The sequence below is a fragment of the Corynebacterium sp. HMSC075D04 genome (genome assembly GCF_001815635.1).
Taxonomy (GTDB): domain Bacteria; phylum Actinomycetota; class Actinomycetes; order Mycobacteriales; family Mycobacteriaceae; genus Corynebacterium; species Corynebacterium coyleae.
The window spans coordinates 12,017-28,858 of sequence record NZ_KV821363.1; the positions used below are offsets into that span (position 1 = coordinate 12,017).

The 16,842-nt window shown below is 60.7% G+C and carries 13 protein-coding genes; 7 read left to right on the forward strand and 6 right to left on the reverse strand.

Going from position 1 to position 16,842, the window contains the following annotated elements; translation table 11 throughout:
- A partial coding sequence (locus HMPREF3048_RS09095) for a MetQ/NlpA family ABC transporter substrate-binding protein (RefSeq protein ID WP_246818890.1) occupies positions 1 to 403 on the reverse strand: 403 nt, incomplete at its 3' end.
- Positions 404 to 549: 146 nt separating this feature from the next.
- On the opposite strand from HMPREF3048_RS09095, the gene HMPREF3048_RS09100 reads away from it, so the two are divergent.
- A complete protein-coding gene (locus tag HMPREF3048_RS09100; RefSeq protein ID WP_070771935.1) occupies positions 550 to 3,690 on the forward strand; it encodes an error-prone DNA polymerase in 3,141 nt (1,046 codons plus the stop codon).
- Positions 3,691 to 3,802: 112 nt separating this feature from the next.
- Here HMPREF3048_RS09100 and HMPREF3048_RS09105 read toward each other — a convergent pair whose 3' ends face one another.
- Both HMPREF3048_RS09105 and HMPREF3048_RS09110 read right to left on the reverse strand, forming a co-directional pair.
- Positions 3,803 to 4,954 (reverse strand): M20 family metallopeptidase, encoded by a 1,152-nt coding sequence (locus tag HMPREF3048_RS09105; protein ID WP_070771936.1) that lies wholly within the window; start codon positions 4,952 to 4,954, stop codon positions 3,803 to 3,805.
- A gap of 15 nt (positions 4,955 to 4,969) precedes the next feature.
- A complete protein-coding gene (locus HMPREF3048_RS09110) occupies positions 4,970 to 6,526 on the reverse strand; it encodes an AbgT family transporter (protein WP_246818891.1) in 1,557 nt (518 codons plus the stop codon).
- A gap of 259 nt (positions 6,527 to 6,785) precedes the next feature.
- Here HMPREF3048_RS09110 and HMPREF3048_RS09115 point away from each other — a divergent pair, with 259 nt between their 5' ends.
- Both HMPREF3048_RS09115 and HMPREF3048_RS09120 read left to right on the forward strand, forming a co-directional pair.
- A complete protein-coding gene (locus HMPREF3048_RS09115; RefSeq protein ID WP_311522886.1) occupies positions 6,786 to 7,364 on the forward strand; it encodes a PH domain-containing protein in 579 nt (192 codons plus the stop codon).
- On the forward strand, positions 7,361 to 8,755 hold the full coding sequence (locus HMPREF3048_RS09120) for a PH domain-containing protein (protein ID WP_141758898.1): 1,395 nt from the start codon (positions 7,361 to 7,363) through the stop codon (positions 8,753 to 8,755). The genes HMPREF3048_RS09115 and HMPREF3048_RS09120 overlap by 4 nt, the downstream gene beginning before the upstream one ends.
- Here HMPREF3048_RS09120 and HMPREF3048_RS09125 read toward each other — a convergent pair.
- Positions 8,702 to 9,172: a tRNA (cytidine(34)-2'-O)-methyltransferase gene (locus HMPREF3048_RS09125; protein ID WP_070422805.1), complete on the reverse strand. Its 471-nt coding sequence runs from the start codon at positions 9,170 to 9,172 to the stop codon at positions 8,702 to 8,704. The two genes, HMPREF3048_RS09120 and HMPREF3048_RS09125, sit on opposite strands and share 54 nt — an antisense overlap.
- Positions 9,173 to 9,190: 18 nt before the next feature.
- Here HMPREF3048_RS09125 and HMPREF3048_RS09130 point away from each other — a divergent pair, with 18 nt between their 5' ends.
- Positions 9,191 to 10,051, forward strand: coding sequence for a bifunctional methylenetetrahydrofolate dehydrogenase/methenyltetrahydrofolate cyclohydrolase (locus HMPREF3048_RS09130; RefSeq protein ID WP_210398432.1), 861 nt, complete (start codon positions 9,191 to 9,193; stop codon positions 10,049 to 10,051).
- A gap of 4 nt (positions 10,052 to 10,055) precedes the next feature.
- On the forward strand, positions 10,056 to 10,418 hold the full coding sequence (locus tag HMPREF3048_RS09135; RefSeq protein WP_246815299.1) for a DUF3017 domain-containing protein: 363 nt from the start codon (positions 10,056 to 10,058) through the stop codon (positions 10,416 to 10,418).
- Positions 10,419 to 10,421: 3 nt separating this feature from the next.
- Here the strand turns inward: HMPREF3048_RS09135 and HMPREF3048_RS09140 are convergent, their stop codons facing one another.
- Complete coding sequence (locus HMPREF3048_RS09140) at positions 10,422 to 11,558, reverse strand: homoserine O-acetyltransferase MetX (RefSeq protein WP_070482415.1); 1,137 nt, start codon at positions 11,556 to 11,558, stop codon at positions 10,422 to 10,424.
- Complete coding sequence (locus HMPREF3048_RS09145) at positions 11,559 to 12,881, reverse strand: O-acetylhomoserine/O-acetylserine sulfhydrylase (RefSeq protein ID WP_070771939.1); 1,323 nt, start codon at positions 12,879 to 12,881, stop codon at positions 11,559 to 11,561. It lies immediately after the preceding gene.
- A gap of 206 nt (positions 12,882 to 13,087) precedes the next feature.
- Between HMPREF3048_RS09145 and ppc the strand changes: the two genes are divergently transcribed.
- On the forward strand, positions 13,088 to 15,736 hold the full coding sequence (gene ppc, locus HMPREF3048_RS09150; RefSeq protein ID WP_070771940.1) for a phosphoenolpyruvate carboxylase: 2,649 nt from the start codon (positions 13,088 to 13,090) through the stop codon (positions 15,734 to 15,736).
- A gap of 52 nt (positions 15,737 to 15,788) precedes the next feature.
- Positions 15,789 to 16,724 carry a hypothetical protein gene (locus HMPREF3048_RS09155; RefSeq protein ID WP_083279472.1) on the forward strand — a complete coding sequence of 312 codons (936 nt, stop codon included), beginning with the start codon at positions 15,789 to 15,791 and terminating at the stop codon, positions 16,722 to 16,724.
- The last annotated feature ends 118 nt before the right edge of the window (positions 16,725 to 16,842 follow it).

The window sequence follows — 16,842 nt, forward strand, 5'->3', positions numbered from 1 at the left end:
TGCCGTCGAGCGAGTCGTGGTCCTTCCAGAACAGTGCGAGCGGGACGATCTCGGTGGAGCCGACAACCTTCAGGTCCTTGCCGGAAGCAGCGTTGTACTCGGCGAGGTACTTAATGTGCTGGAACTTGTTCACGTCCAGCTCACCCTGCGCGAGCGCCTCGTTGACCGGGGAGTAGTCGGAGAACTGCACGATGTCGAGCTCGATGCCGTTGTCAGCTGCGAGCTGCTTGAATACAGTCCAGGCCTCCTGGTCGGCCTCGGTGGTGCCGATCTTGACGGTAACGTTCTCGCCGTTTGCTGCGGTGGTCTCGGTGGCGTCGTTGGACTCGTTGGAGCAAGCGACCAGCCCGGTGGTGGCGAGCGCTGCAGCAGCAACGGTTGCGAGGGTGCGCTTGATACGCATGATGTCTCCTTGTTTATTGGGAAAGTTTGACGGGTGAGAATCTAGCACCCTATGTACCGCTTAGTCTATTTTTTAGAACAAAGCAGTTTGTTCTGGGTTTTCGAAAAATGTAGCACACAGTTTCGAATCATGATAGCGTTCTCGGCATGAGATTCAATGGGGGAGCGCCACTTTCGTGGTCGCGGCTAGAGCGCATCCTTTCGGGACGTCCCGGGCCAGAGCCGGTGCCGGTGGGGCACACAGGCATGCTGCCTGGCGCAGGTCCTGTGCGGCCGCGCCGTAACGAGCCGCAAGTTCCGTTCGTGGAACTCCACGCGGTGTCGTCGTATAGTTTTCTCGATGGGGCGAGCGAGCCGGAAGGCCTTGTCGCGCGCGCTGCGGATTTGGGGTTGAATGCTCTTGGCCTGCTGGATCGCGACGGCTTCTATGGGGCAGTCAAGTTTGCAGAGGCTGCTGCAGCTGCAGGGCTGGACACCGTATTTGGGGCCGAGCTGACGTTAGGCCAGCGGGTGCTTCCTGTGATTGCGCGTGGGCCTGAAGGGTATCGGCGCCTGTCGCATCTTATGGCAGATGCACACATGGCGACGCGGGAAAAGGATGCGGTGGCGTATCCACCGTTGGAGCTTATTGGTGCAGAACTAGATGGCACCTGCGTTGTGCTCGCGGGGTGGCAGTGGGTCGATGAAATCGACCACCTGGTCGAAACCTTTGGCCAGGACAATGTGGTGCGAGAATATGAAGTTTCGATGACTCCTGAAGACGCTGACCGGCACGCAATGCTCGATCGTTTTGATCACCTCCCGGCCATTGTCACCGCGATGCCGGCGGCAGCCACGCGTGAGCAGGCGAGGTTGGCTGCGGCGAAGCGTGCGTTGGCTCGTCGAGAAGCACTTGCGCAAGCACACGGGGACTTGCATCCGATGGGTGCGAACTGGCTGCGCTCTGGCGAGCAGCTCGAACGGATGCTGCCGGGATGTAAGCACATGCTGGATTACAGCGTTGAGTTGGCGAAGCAGTGCGCGTTCACGCTGAATCTTGTCGCGCCTGAACTGCCGCGCTACCCAACGCCAAGCGGGCGCAGCGAGATGGATCATCTGCGGGATCTGACGTTGGCGAGCGCGCAGTTCCGGTACGCGACGCGGAGTGCGGATGTGCGCAGAAGGGTGCTGGAGCAGATCCGCTACGAGCTGAGCGTGATTGAGGAGCTGAACTTTCCCGGCTACTTCCTGATCATTTACGACCTTGTGGATTTCTGCGCGAAGCAAAACATCCTGTGCCAAGGACGTGGCTCAGCGGCGAACTCTGCGGTGTGTTTTGCGCTTGGCATCACCAACGTTGAGCCGATCGAGGCGGGACTCCTGTTCGAACGCTTCCTGTCGCCGGATCGCGACGGGCCGCCGGATATCGACCTAGACATTGAGTCAGGCCGGCGTGAGGAAGTCATCCAGTACGTCTACGACACATACGGGCGTGACAATGCAGCGCAGGTTGCCAACGTGATTACGTACCGCACGAAGGGAGCCGTCCGTGATGCCGCGCGTGCGCTCGGGTACGCCCAGGGCGCTGCGGATAGTTGGTCGAAGGGGCTTTCAGATCCGCCCGAGGCTGTGGAGCAACTTGCAGCGCAGTTCAAGGGGCAGCCGCGTCACCTGGGCATTCACTCTGGTGGCATGGTGATTTGTGACCGTCCCATCGCCGACGTCGTCCCCGTCGAATGGGCGCGCATGGCAGATCGCTCGGTGGTGCAATGGGATAAAGATGACTGTGCCTCCGCTGGCCTGGTCAAGTTCGACCTGCTGGGGCTCGGCATGCTCGAAGCGCTGCACCACATGGTGGATCTCGTGGAGGAAACCACAGGCCGCAAGGTGCATCTGTGGGAGCTTTCGCTTGACGACGACGCCGTGTACGACATGCTTTGCCGCGCCGATTCCGTCGGCGTGTTCCAGGTTGAATCGCGCGCACAGATGGGCACGCTGCCCAGGTTGAAGCCGCGCAGGTTCTTCGACCTGGTGGTGCAGGTGGCCTTGATCCGCCCTGGTCCAATCCAGGGCGGTTCGGTGCATCCGTACCTGCGGCGGCGCGACGGGCTAGAGCCGGTCGTGTACGACCATCCGGTGCTCGAGCGATCCCTTGGCAAAACACTGGGGATCCCGCTGTTCCAAGAGCAACTCATGCAGATCTGCGTCGACGCGGCAGGGTTTTCTGGCCGTGAAGCGGATGTGCTTCGGCGCGCGATGGGATCGAAACGCTCGCCGGCGAAAATGGCGGCGTTGCGCGCGCGGTTCTTCGAAGGCTGCTGGACTACTAACCAGATCGGCGAAGAGGTAGCAGAGCGGCTGTGGCAGAAGATCGTGGCGTTCGCCGCCTACGGGTTCCCGGAATCGCACTCCCAGTCGTTCGCCTCTTTGGTGTACTTCTCCGCCTGGTTTAAATGCCACTACCCGGCGCAGTTCTGCGTGGGATTGCTGCGGGCGCAACCGATGGGGTTCTACTCACCACAGTCGCTGGTACAGGACGCACGCCGACACGGGGTAGAGGTACTGCCTGTGTCGGTCAACGCGTCGGGGCGCGAGGCGCGCTGCATTGATTCCTCAACGATCCGGATGGGGCTCGGGCTCGTCCGTGGCTTAGGTGCGGATGCCGCTGACCGGATCGAAGCGGCGGCACCGTTTGCAGACATTGCGGATCTATCGCGCCGGGCTGACCTGAGCGTCGACCATGTCGAGGCGCTCGCGCGGGCGGGGGCGTTGGACTGCTTTGAGGTGTCTCGTCGACAAGCATTGTGGCAAGCAGGCGTCGCCGCCACGGAACGCCACGGCATGCTGCCCGGTTTGTCGGCTATCTCGGCGCCGGCGCTGCCTGGTATGAACTCGTTCGAACTCATGGTGGCTGACATCGCAGCCACAGGGGTGACCCCGGGGCTCATGCCAGTAGAGATGGTGCGCGAATCGCTGGAGGAGCGAGGCGTTATTCCAGTTGCACAACTACTGCATGGCGTGGAGGACGGCACTCGCGTGCGCATCGCCGGAGTGGTGACACACCGCCAACACCCGGTCACTGCAGGTGGTGTGACATTTTTAGGAATGGAGGATGAAACCGGGCTGGTCAACGTGGTTATCTCAGTTGGGTTGTGGAAGAAGCAACGCGTCCTTGCCCGCACTGCGAAAGCGCTCGTCGTACGCGGGATTGTGCAAAATGCTTCCGGGGCAGTGTCCGTGGTGGCGGACCGGTTCGAACCGTTGGAGGTAGGGGAGCTGCTCTCTCGGGGATCGAGGGACTTCCGATGAACACTTCGATGAGCAAGACAGAGATGAATGCCCACTAGCACGTAAAAGCGTGCTAGTGGGCATTTCAGATGATGTGGTGAATCTCGTAGAAGCACTCTGAATAGAGCTAGATTTACTCCCTGCTCAGCGCTTCGATGGCGTTGGTGACCGTTGCAATTGTCGCAGGGATCCTATCAGGGAAGATAAACTCATGACGAGCATGCGCACCATCACCTACTGCGCCGAGGCCGCAGATCACCGGAATGCCACGTTCTGAGATGTAGTTAGCATCTGAGGCACCCCCCACAGCGATTTCCTCAAGCTCTTCACCAAGCGCCGAGGCCTGTTGTTGTAGGAGATGGAAAAGGTTCTCTGTTCCCTCAGTGCGAACCATTGGAGGTCTATTCCACTCGATATCGATCTGGACATTAGCACGTTCGTTCCCCCAGGTAATCTGCTTCAGAGCCTGCTCGATTCGTGGCTGCTCGTCTGGGGTCCAGTAGCGGACGTCAACGATTGCGCTTGCACGGCCAGCAACGACGTTGCTTCCGGTGCCACCTTCGATCAAACCAACGTTAAATGTGGTTTCTTTTTCTCGATCTTCTAGCAGCTTGATTTGAGCACAAACCTCAACAAGGGCGTCGATTGCGCTTGCGCCCTTCCAGGGGTCGAGGCCAGCATGCGATTCCACGCCTGTGGCGTAGAGCCTGAGAATTGCGATTCCTTTTCTAGCAGTTTTCACTGCTCCATCCGCAGACGCTTCAAATACAAAGGCTGCGTCTGCATTGTCTGCTTCTTGCTCGATGATTGGGCGCGAAAATGGAGAGCCGAGCTCCTCGTCTCCGTTGATTACAAGCGTAATGGAAGGGCAATCGTCGGACTGCTGCAATAGTTTAGCGACCCAGAGCATCTCGACGAGTCCCGTCTTCATGTCAAAAATTCCCGGACCAGAGAGACGGCGCTCGCCCTGTTCGTCGGTGTACTCGCGTACTTCCCAAGCGTCGAGTGTTCCAGTCGGCCATACGGTGTCATAGTGACTAACCAAAAGCACATTGATTGGCTTCTTGCCAGGAACTTTAACGACGAGTGTGTCACCGAATTTGTCGCTTTCGTGACGTTTTACAGTCGCATTGGTAACGAAATTGGGAATCCAATTCTCAATCAACTTGGAACAGCGGTCGAGTGCTTCGAGGTCGGTACTGAAAGATTCAATATCTACGAGCTCGAGGATCTGCTGCTCAACTTCCGATTGGAAGGATTTAGCTTGTTCTAGTGAGATACTCATTTTTCTCCTTGTGTGTTAGAAGCCGTAAGGAATGCCAGCGATGAACCAGAGTGTGAATAGCGTCATCCACACGACCCACACAGTCATTGCAATGGGGATGGTGAACGACGCGAGGGTTCCGATTCCGGCACTCTTTCGATACTTCTGAATGAAGCCAAGGGCCATGACAAAGTATGGACTCATCGGGGTAACGCAGTTAGTTACCGAATCTGCAACGCGGTACAGTGCTTGAGTTTCTTCAGGTGTGATCCCCAATAGCATGAGCATTGGAATGAAAACTGGAGCAACAAGCGCCCACATTGCCGAACCACTTGTAATGATCAAGTTCATCAAGGACAGCAGCACTGCGAGTCCCAGCATCATTGCCCAGGCAGGGATAGCCCAGGACTCAAGGAGCTCTGCGCCGTTAACCGCAAGGACAGCACTGATTCCGGTCCACTTGAAATAAGCCAAGAACTGCGAAACGAAGAAGAAGAGGACCAAAATGGGCCCCATTGAAGACAGTCCCTTTGCCATCGCAGGAATGATGTCCGTCGGGGTTTTGAAGGTGCCAGCACGTTTGCCGTAGACATAGCCTACGGTTGTGAAATAGAGGCCGATAACACCTGCCATTCCGGTCATGACCGGGGACTTTAAGATGCTGTCTTCTGCTCCGCGGAACGGCGAACTGGCCGGGATGAGGGCAGCCGCAAGAAGTCCAAAAAGGACGATGGATGCAATACCTGCTGTCTTCAGCCCACGGACTTCGTGGGGATCTACTCCCATTTTGATGTCGTGATCATCTTCGGGGGATTCTTCGTCAACATCAAGGTCCTGGCGCTTGGTGAGAACTCGCTCTACAACCAGCGTGATAGTAAGCGAGATGACAATCGAGGAAACCAAACCAAAGAAGTAGTTCGCTGTCGGTGAAATAAACGCTTCAGGGTCAATTGTGTGCGCGGCAGCAGTTGAGATGCCTGACAAGAGAACATCGGTAGTGGTGAGTACCGGTGAAGCATCATAGCCAGCTGAAATGGATACGAAGGCAACGATGGCACCCAGCACGGGAGAGCGGCCAACTGCGCGGAAGGTGAGCGCGCCTAATGGGATTAGGGTGACGTATGCGGCGTCTCCTGCAACGTGACCAATCATGCCTGCGTATGACACAGCAAATGTGATGTAACGAGGTTTAACCCGTGAAACTGTTCCACGAAGCACTGCGTCAATGAGACCTGAAGCTTCAGCAACTGCGATGCCAAGCATTGTGATCAGGATTGTCGCAAGTGGAGGGAACTTGGCGTAGTTTTCAACGACATCCCCAAGCATCACCTGCATGCCTTCTCGGCTTAATAGGGTCTTAACTTCACTTAGCTCGCCGTTAGACGGGTTAATGACTGAGACGCCCATCGCATTCATGATTGCGCTAAGGGCAATCACAACCGCGGAAAGGAAGACAAAGATCCAAACAGGGTGGGGCAGTTTGTTACCAACCACCTCAATCGAATTGATGATTTTCAATGTCGTTTGGATGAATCGGCTCGATTCATCCTTTTGAGCTTCCGGCGTTACGTTCACCTGCTGACTTTGACTCACGTCTTCTCCAGTCGAATCGAATCTTGAATGTAGGCAAGAACGTAACAGTTCACTGTGGTTTCCGTGTGTGATCCGGCTAATATATTCAGACTGTACTCATATTGCGATTAGGTTATAGTGCAGGCTTATGCCGGAGATGGGTTGGAGATAGGGGAGCTGCTCTCCCGGGGATCGAGGGACTTCCGATGAACGCTTCGATGAGCCCTGACACCCTGTCATGAGCAAGGCCGTATCTGGGGCTGCTGGTAGCGTGATCGCCATGTCTGAAGCGCTCAGCGGAAGCCCTGAACATCACCCCGGACCAAACACTGCAGGTCCGAACACTGCAGTCCAGCCCACTACCGGCGTGCATAGCCCGGTGCAGCCTTTGCCGTCCTCGGTTGAGGAGATGCACAAAGTGTCGCCGAAGTTGATGTGGCCGATGCTGGTATCGAATGCCCTGTGGACCATCGGTGTGTGCGGTGGCCTGTATTTGGCCTACCGCGAGTGGGGCTGGGGATTCCTGATCCCGCTGGGGATTTTCACGGTGATCTTCATCTGGCGCTTCTTCCTTATCCCGTACCAGGTCCGCAACATGGGTTGGCTGGAGACCGAGGACGAACTGGTGCTGAGCACCGGCAAGATGTTCCACACGATCACAGTGATTCCATACGGGCGCATTCAGTTCGTGGATGTGCAGTCGGGGCCGATCACACGTGCCCTGGGGCTGAAGGAGCTGACGGTGCATACGGCGTCGAATTCGTCCAACTCGGATCTGCCGGGACTGCTTGCGGCGGATGCGGATGCGTTGCGGGATCGCCTTGCGCTGAAGGCTCGTGAGCGGATGAGTGGGCTGTGACAAGCGGACGCGTATCGACGATTCCCGGCATGGAGGGCTACCGCCACGTCCATAGGCTCACGCCACTGTTGCGTGTGTGGACGTTCATGCTGGCCCTAGCGACACTCGCCCTGTTCAACTTCACCATGCCGATTTATCGGTGGATGCAGCGCGAAAACGTCGGCCCCACCGACATCGCATGGGCGGTCGCAGGCCTTGTGGCTGCGCTCGTGGTGATTTTTGCGGTGTCCCAGGTTTGGTGGCGTCGCAGCGGATTTAAGGTAGGCGACGAAGAGGTGGAGACCCGCCGCGGTGTGCTTACCAACCAAATCCGCACCGCGCGCTACGACCGTGTGCAGGCTGTTGACGTAGTCGAATCCTTTGCACCGCGACTGTTTGGGCTTGCCTCCGTGCGTATCGAGGCCGCAGGCAGTGCCAGTTCAGGTTTGGACATCACATACCTTCCGCGCGAGGAAGCAGAAGAGGTCCGCGCGCAGATCCTGGCCCGCATTGACGGGCCAGTGAAGCGTTCGCGTGAGAGCGCCGCCGCCGCCGGGGCCGAATACGCACCGAACATGTTGGTGCCGCCGATCCCGATTCGCCGCTCGCTGATCGGCACCACATTGCAAATGTCGACCGTATTCACACTGGCGTGGTCGACGATTCCACTGTGGACGGATGTGACCGCCGCGGCGATTATCCCTGTTGTGGTGGGTTTCATGCCCCGCATTTGGCGCACGATCGACCAGTCGTGGCGCTTCAACGCGACGAAGGACGGGGAGGTGTTCCACTTGACGTATGGGTTGGCGAATCGTCGTCGGCAAGCAATGCCTCGCTCGCGTATCCACGCGGTGCAGTTGCGCCAGCCAATGTTCTGGCGCCCGTTCGGATGGTGGACGGTCTCTGTCGTGGCGGCGGGTTATGGCTCGGAACGTAACAAGCAAACCGGCACGTCGAAGATTCTGCCAGTGGGGACATGGGAACAGGCGATGGCCGTGATCGATGCAGTCGGTCCGCTTACCGGCGCAGAACTGACCGATCTGGACAACGTAGATTTCCGCTCCCCGCGCAGCGCCCGGTGGATCTCGCCGTTCGACTGGAAACGTCAAACGGTCAAGGTCCGCGCCGACGCGGTCACGACAACGGCAGGGCGGATCGGGCGCTGGTTCCAGATGGTGGACGTCCCACACATTCAGGAACTGACCTTCAACCAGGATCCGCTGCAGCGAAAACTTGGCCTGGCCAGCATTGACCTGGACCTGGTGCCCGGCGCCTTCAGCGTGACGTGTCGGGATTTGGAGGAGGACCAGGCGCGTGGGCTCGTCGATAAGCTGCGCGCTCGCGAGCTACCGCCGTTGTCACAAAGCGCCGGGGAACCCGAGTTGGCGCCAGGCCTCGTAGATGGCGACTGACGCCGAGTTGGTCAGGTTCATGCTGCGTCGCGACGGCAACATCGGAATCCGCACCTGACGCGTAATCCGCGGGTGGGCGAGGTGCTCCTCCGGGATGCCGTTGGCCTCGTTGCCGAACAGCAACGCGTCGCCGTCCTGGTACTGCACCTCGTGGTAGTGGTGGTCGGTGTGCGCGGTGAACGCGAAAATGCGGGAGCCTTCCAACGCGTCGAAGCAGGCGTCGATGTTGGGGTGGATGACCACGTCTGCAAGATCGTGGTAGTCCAGGCCTGCGCGTTTGAGGTGTTTGTCGTCAAAATTGAAGCCGAGCGGCTCGACGAAATGCAGCTGCGCGCCGGTATTTGCCGCAAGGCGGATCGCCGCGCCAGCGTTGCCGCCAATGGCCGGATTGTCATAGATGATGTGGAGCACGCACAAGAGTCTAGGATTGGGGCCGTGACTGCGATCAAACTGGACGGAAAACTCTACCGCGAGGAGATTTTCGCGGACCTGCGCGAGCGCGTGGCGCGACTGAAGGAACAGGGGGTGACCCCGGGTCTGGCGACGGTGCTTGTCGGCGAAGATCCCGCTAGCCAGAACTACGTGCGTATGAAGCACAAGGACTGCGAAGAGCTCGGCATCGCCTCGATTCAGAAGCATCTGCCTTCGGAGACCACCCAAGAGGAGCTCGAGGCGGTTATCGACGAGCTCAACCGCGACGATTCCGTCACCGGCTACATCGTCCAGTTGCCGCTGCCGAAGCACCTGGATGAGAACCGGATCCTGGAGTTGATCGACCCGGACAAGGACGCCGACGGCCTCCACCCGGTCAACCTGGGCAAACTCGTCCTCAACGAGCCGGCGCCACTGCCGTGCACCCCGAACGGCTCCATCAAGCTGCTCGAGCGCTTCGGCGTGGACCTCAACGGCGCCATAGTTTGTGTTATCGGCCGCGGCGTGACGGTGGGCCGTCCGATCTCGCTGATGCTGACCTCCCGCGATGTCAACGCCACCACCGTGCTGTGTCACACCGGCACCAAGGATCTCGCCGCGGAGACTCGCCGCGCGGACGTGATCATCGCTGCCGCTGGCAAGCCACACATGATCACCGCCGACATGATCAAGGAAGGCGCGGCGCTTCTCGACGTCGGCGTCTCCCGCGTCGATGGCAAAACCGTCGGCGACCTTCACCCCGACGTGTGGGAGAAGGCCGGTTGGGTCTCCCCGAACCCGGGTGGTGTCGGCCCGATGACGCGCACGTTCCTGGTGCGCAACATCGTCGAAAGTGCCGAGCGCCAAGCAAACCAGGACGCCTAGCAGGGTGGGAAGCACCCGCTTCCAGCTCCCCGGGACTTCGCTGCCACCGGGGTTGACGCTGGATAACCCTCACGACCGCGGCAACGCCCCGTCACGCCTGCCACTTTGGCTGCAGCGCGTCGGGGTTGCCCTGTTTGTTGTCGGGTTTGTCATTTCCGGCATCTTCGCCGCCACCGAGCACTGGCGTCGCGCCACGTTCACCCTTGGCGCGGCGCTACTGTGGCTCACGCTGGTGCGCCTGACCTGCGACTCCAAAGTTATTGGTCTGGTCGCGGTGCGTTCCAAGCGTTTCGACGCCATGTTCACCACCGCCCTTGGTGCCACCATGATGTGGCTGTCCTGGTCGGTGGACGCGCTGGGGTCTTAACTCCTAGATCGCGTAGTCGCCGTAGCGTGACGCGATCTCGCGGGCGGGCGGGATTTCGTGGGTGAGTTTGATGAAGTTGCGCAGAATCCGGTCCATCTGGCGTGCCTCCACGAGGAAGGCGTCGTGGCCGACGGGGGAGGACAACTTCGACATGGCTAGCAGGTTGCCCAGGTTTCGGGAGATGTGTTCCTGCTGGTGGTAGGGGTACAAAATGTCGGTGTCGACGCCGACGATCATCGTCGGCACGGTTGAGGATGCCAACGCCTTGTTCAGCCCGCCGCGGCCCCGGCCGATGTCGTGGCGGTTGAGGGCTTCGGTGAGGGTGACGTAGCAGGCGGCATCGAAACGCTCGGTGAGTTTCTTGCCCTGGTGCTCCAGATAGGACTGGACGGCGAAGCGCTGGTCGTCTTGGCGGAATGGTCCGAGTGGGTTTTCGCCGGTTTGGGCGGAGGTGCCGAAGCGCTCGTCGATTTCCAGCTCGCCACGGTAGGTCAGGTGGGCGATCCTGCGCGCGGCAGCGAGCCCGGCATCCGGCGACTGGCCGGTGCCGTGGTAGTCGCCACCCTGCCAGGCTGGGTCCTGGGTGATCGAGGTGATCTGCGCGGTTTGGATACCGATTTGCCAGGCGCTTGCCCGGGCAGACACCGCCAGCACCAGCGCGTAATCGGCCTGCTCGGGGTAGAGCAGCGTCCACTCCAGAGTGCGTGCACCGCCCATGGATCCACCGATGACCGCGTGGACGCGCCCAATGCCGAGACGGTCAAGGAAGGCGTGCTCGGCGTGCACCATGTCGCGGATCGTGATGGCGGGGAAGCGCGATCCCCACACGCCGCCGTCCGGGTGCTCGCTCGCGGGGCCGGTGGAGCCGTAACACGACCCGAGTGCGTTCGTGCAGATCACGCACCACTCGTCGGTGTCTAGCGCCTTGCCTGGGCCGATGGCTTCGGACCACCAGTCGGCGGCGTCACTGTCGCCGGTCAATGCGTGTTCGACGAGGATCACGTTGTTGACGCCGTTGGGGTCGCCTTGCAGTGCGCCCCATCGTCGATAAGCAATGCGCGTATCCGCGATCACCTCGCCGGCTTCAGTGACAACATCGCCGATGGCGACCGTGGCGAGCTGCCCTTCGGAAGCCAGCATTTAGACCGCCGTGAAACCGCGCTCGAGGTCCGCAATAATGTCCTCGACATCCTCGATGCCGACAGACAAACGCACCGTGGCCTGCGTAATACCAGCGCGAGCGAGGCCGGCAGCGTCCGACTGGGAGTGCGTTGTCGACGCCGGGTGCACCACCAGCGAGCGCACGTCGCCGATGTTGGCCAGGTTGGAGTGCAGCTTCAGCGCGTCGATGAACTTCCACGCGTTCGTCTTGTCACCCTGATCGCCCGCGATGTCGAAGGAGAGCACCGAACCGGTGTACTTCAGACCCAACTTGTCCTTCGTCGCCTTGTACGGCGAATCGTCCAGGCCTGCGTAGTTGACCTTGGCCACCTTGTCATGGCCCGCGAGGAACTCCGCCACCTTCAGCGCGTTCGCATTGTGCTTTTCCACGCGAAGCGCCAACGTATCAATACCCTGCAGCGCAACCCACGCGTTGAACGGCGAGATCGCCGCACCCGTGTCGCGCAGCAAACCGGCGCGGGCACGCAGCGCGAACGCCGGGGCGCCCAGGTCCGCGTACTTCAGGCCGTGGTACGCCGGATCCGGGGTGGTAAACAGTGGGAAGACGTCCTTGCCGTCGCGCTGGACGGTCCAGTCGAACTTGCCGCCGTCGATAATCGCGCCGCCAATCGCAGCACCGTTGCCGGTATAGAACTTCGTCGTGGACACGACCACGATGTCCGCACCCAACTCCAGCGGCTTGACCAGAGCGGCAGTCGCCATCGTGTTATCGACGATCAACGGCACCTGATTGTTATGGGCCACCTCTGCAATGGCCGGGATGTCTAGCACGTCCGCGATCGGGTTGCCGAACGTCTCGCCATAAAACGCCCGTGTGTTCGGCTGGACGGCAGCCTGCCAGCTTGCGGGATCGTCCGGGTTTTCCACGAAGGTGAACTCAATGCCCAACTTTGGCAGCGTGTGCTGGAACAGCGTCTCGGTGCCGCCGTAGAGGCGCGGGGAGGTAACAACGTGGTCGCCCGCCTGCGCCAGGGTAAGAATTGCGGCGGTCTCCGCAGCCATGCCGGACGCGAACGCCGTGGCAGCCACGCCGCCCTCCAGCGACGCCAGGCGATCCTCTAGTGCCTGCTGCGTCGGGTTGGTCAGGCGGGTGTAAATCGGGCCTGCATCCGAGAGGTTAAAGCGGTTCGCCGCGTGCTGGGCATCGTCGAACACGTAGCTGGTGGTCATGTAAATCGGCTGGTTACGCGCGCCGTAATCCTGGTCGACCTGCTGGCCAGCATGGATCGAGCGCGTACCAAAGGACCATTCTTGTGCGTTGGAGTTGTCGTAGTTTCCCATGCGTCGCAATGTAGCCCGCTTGGTCTGTAGTTGTGTACCAAGCGGTCTATTTTGCGAGTTGAGGGGCTGAATAAAAATAGTGCAAATATCCCAGCTCGCGATCGTTCGACCTCCGATGTCGAGACAGGGGAGTGGAACTTGGCTACGTTTACTAAGCACGTCGCGCCCGTGACGTCTTAGTCGCGCCGTAGTTGAAGGAAGCCTCCGTGTCTGCTCAGCCTGCCGATCACGTCCGTGAAGACATCCGACTCCTAGGCCGGGTACTCGGCCGCGTGCTCGCCGAGCAGGAAGGGCAGGAGATCTTCGACCTGGTCGAATCCACCCGCCGCACCGCCTTCGACATCGCCCACGGGGACGCCACCCCGGAAGACCTGCTCGCAGTCTTTCGCGACATGGACATCACCAAAGTGAACCTCGTCGCACGCGCCTTTAGCCACTTCGCACTGCTGGCTAACTTGGTTGAGGATCTTGACGACGAGAAGGCCGCCGCACCGGTCTCGCTACGCACAAGCTTCGCGCACCTGAAAGACAGCGGCGTGGAGGCAGACAAGGTCGCCGATCTCATCGCCGGGGCGCAGGTCTCCCCGGTGCTCACTGCGCACCCGACTGAGACCCGTCGCCGCACCGTCTTCGACACCCAGACCCACATCAAGCGCTTGCTGAGTGAACTCCACGCTGGTGCCGACCCGGCAGCCATCGAACGCGAGATGGAGCTACGCATGACCCTGATGTGGCAGACCGCGCTGATCCGCATCGCGCGCCCGCGCCTTGAGGACGAGATTGACGTCGGCCTGCGCTATTACAAGCTCTCCCTGCTTGAGCAGATCCCGGCGATCAACCGCGCGATCCGCTACGAACTTCGCGACACCTTTGGCCGCGACCTCGCCCTCACCCCCGTGATGCGCCCCGGTTCCTGGATCGGCGGCGACCACGACGGCAACCCGTACGTGAATGCCGAAACGCTCACGTATGCCACCCGCCAAGCCGCCGATACCGTGCTCGGCTACTACATCGATGAGCTGGGCGAGTTGGAGCGCGAGCTGTCCCTCTCGGACCGATACTCCACCTGCTCGGAGGAGCTTTCCCGGCTTGCGGATGCCGCCAACAACACTGCTGAGTCCCGCGTCGATGAGCCCTACCGCCGCGCGATTTATGGCATCCGGTACCGTGTCGTCGCTACGCGCGAGCTGCTCGCTGGCTCGGCGGGTTCGGGCTCGCCTTACGCGGACCCCGACGAGCTGCTCGCAGACTTGGACGTGATCGACGCCTCCCTTCGTGCCCACGGCGGCGCCATCATTGCCGATGACCGGCTGGGCCGCCTGCGCTCCGCCGTGACCACCTTCGGCTTCCACCTGTACACGCTTGACCTGCGCCAAAACTCCGAATCCTTTGAAAAAGTCGTGACCGAAGTGCTTGCGGTTGCCGGCGTGTGCAATAACTACGCCGCGCTTGCTGAAGAGGACCGCGTGGAGGTACTCGTCGAGGAGCTGCGCACCCCGCGCCCACTGCTGCGAACCGAGGCACCGCTTAGCGACGACACCCGCAAGGAAATGAGCATCCTCACCGCCGCCGCCCGCGCCGTCCGGGACTTGGGCCAGGGGGCGATCGCGCAGTGCATCATCGCCATGACCGGTGCGGTCTCCGACATTTTGGAGCCCATGGTCCTGCTCAAAGAGGTCGGCCTGAGCGACGTCAACGTCGTCCCGCTGTTTGAAACCATCGAGGACCTCGCACACGGCGCCAGCATCCTCGAAGACCTCTGGTCGCTGCCGTTCTACCGCGAACACCTGCGCGCCCGCGGCGACATCCAGGAGGTCATGCTCGGCTACTCCGACTCCAACAAAGACGGCGGCTACCTGCAAGCGAACTGGGCGCTTTACGACGCCGAACTCGCCCTGGTCGAACTCTGCAACCGGCACGGCATCCGCCTCCGACTCGCGCACGGTCGCGGCGGGGCAGTCGGCCGCGGCGGCGGGCCCACCTACGACGCGATCCTCGCTCAACCCAAGGGCGCCGTCGACGGCTCCATCCGCATCACCGAGCAGGGCGAGATCATCTCCGCCAAGTACGGATCGCCAGAGACCGCCCGCCGCCACCTCGAGGCCTTCGTCGCCGGCACCCTGGAGGCATCCTTCCTGGATACCGAACCTATCGCCGATCCGACCCGCGCCTACGACATCATGCGTGCGCTTGCCGCCTACTCCGGCGAAAAGTACAACGAGCTCATCGGCGACCCCGGGTTCATTGACTACTTCACCCAATCCACCCCGCTGCACGAGATCGGCGAGCTCAACCTCGGCTCTCGCCCGGCGTCCCGCAAACAGACCACCGAGATTTCCGACCTGCGCGCCATCCCCTGGGTGCTGTCCTGGGCGCAGTCGCGCACCAATGTGCCTGGCTGGTTCGGCGTCGGCACCGCAGTCGAGCGCTGGGCTGGGGGAGACGAAGACCGCTGGGAGGAACTTCGCGAGCTCTACCGTGACTGGCCGTTCTTCCGCTCCGTGATGTCCAACATGGCCCAAGTCATGGCCAAGGCGGAGATGTCGCTGGCCCGCCTCTATGCCGACCTAGTGGAAGACCGCGAGGTAGCCGAACGCATCTACTCCCGTATCGCCGATGAATTCGAGCGCACCAAGCAGGTCTACTTCCGCATCACTGGGCATACGGACCTTGTTGCCGAGAACCAGCGCCAGGCCCGATCCCTAAAACGTCGTTACCCCTACCTGCTGCCTCTCAACGCAGTCCAGCTTGAGCTGCTGCGCCGCTACCGCGCCGGCGACGAGGCCTTCCTCGTCCCGAAGACGATCCAGGTCACCATGAACGGGCTGGCCACCGCACTGCGCAACGCAGGGTAGATTTCCTGCGGCGAAAGGGAACCGGTGCCGAGTTTCCGCCGTCAGAATAGGTATGGGGATTGACAGAGAACACAAGGCACAACAGCAACGATGGGAGGAGCGGAAGGAGGAACTGCGGCGGGGGATTGTGGACAAACGGCTGCTCTCCCACAAAGCACTCGACAAACTCCGAGGGCCGCATCGGGTGCTCGACACAAGTATTGTGTATCGGGAGACGAGCTGGAAAGAGCTGAAGTTCCACGAACGTCAATGGCTGCGTGTCGAGGCTGCTGCACTGATGAGCAGGGAAGCAGTGCTAGTCGGCAGATCGGCCGCGCGCATGCACGGTATTTGGGTGATCAGTACGACAAAAGAGCCCGTCGAACTGTGTCTGCTTTCCAGGGGGAGCTCCCCTACTCGACGAAACCGGGAAGGGATCCTGTTTCGACGCATGGTGCTGCGCAAGAGCGAAATCTCGTTGCGCGACGGCCACCGGGTTACCAATGGTTTTCGAACGTTCGCTGATATCGCCCGCCACTACGGCTTCGTCGAAGGGCTCGTCGCTGCCGACTACCTCCGGCGCAGTGGGTTTACGCTTGAACTCCTTGAACGGGAGGCATCCCAGCTTGGCAGACTGAAAGGTGTTGCAGTGGTCCGGGAGTGCATTCGGCACAGCGTCGCGGATTCCGGTTCGCCCTACGAATCTTTCGCGCGCGCCTTGCTGATCCGTGCGGGGATCGGCCCCTTGTTTACACAGTACGAAGTGGCTGGACGCTACGCCGACCTTTGCATCGATGGCTGGTTACTCATTGAGATCGACGGCAACGTGAAATACCAGGGACCCAACGCCGAACGCGCGCGGCAGGAAGAGTTCGAGCGACAGAAGATGATCGCCAACCGAGGATATGTGTTTCTGCGCTACTCGCCGGATTTCCTACGCCGGCATCCTGAGAAGTTCGTCCGAGAGGTTCTCGCCACCATCGCTGGCCGTCGAGCAGCCTTGGGGTGAGCAGTCGCACCCGCTCTTCGCCGGCGCTGTTCCCGCCCTTCGCCGCTCCTGGCCGGCGCTGTTCCCGTCCTTCGCCGAGGATGGTAACCGGAGGATGGTGATGAGCCGAGTTGGACGA

What these genes read in the sequence shown, in the direction of transcription:
- HMPREF3048_RS09105 (WP_070771936.1), bottom strand. Translation starts at nt 4,954, where the DNA reads ATGAGTATCTCACTAGAACAAGCTAAATCCTTCCAATCGGAAGTTGAG.
- HMPREF3048_RS09100 (WP_070771935.1), top strand. Translation starts at nt 550, where the DNA reads ATGAGATTCAATGGGGGAGCGCCACTTTCGTGGTCGCGGCTAGAGCGC.
- HMPREF3048_RS09155 (WP_083279472.1), top strand. Translation starts at nt 15,789, where the DNA reads ATGGGGATTGACAGAGAACACAAGGCACAACAGCAACGATGGGAGGAG.
- HMPREF3048_RS09115 (WP_311522886.1), top strand. Translation starts at nt 6,786, where the DNA reads ATGTCTGAAGCGCTCAGCGGAAGCCCTGAACATCACCCCGGACCAAAC.
- HMPREF3048_RS09145 (WP_070771939.1), bottom strand. Translation starts at nt 12,881, where the DNA reads ATGGGAAACTACGACAACTCCAACGCACAAGAATGGTCCTTTGGTACG.
- HMPREF3048_RS09140 (WP_070482415.1), bottom strand. Translation starts at nt 11,558, where the DNA reads ATGCTGGCTTCCGAAGGGCAGCTCGCCACGGTCGCCATCGGCGATGTT.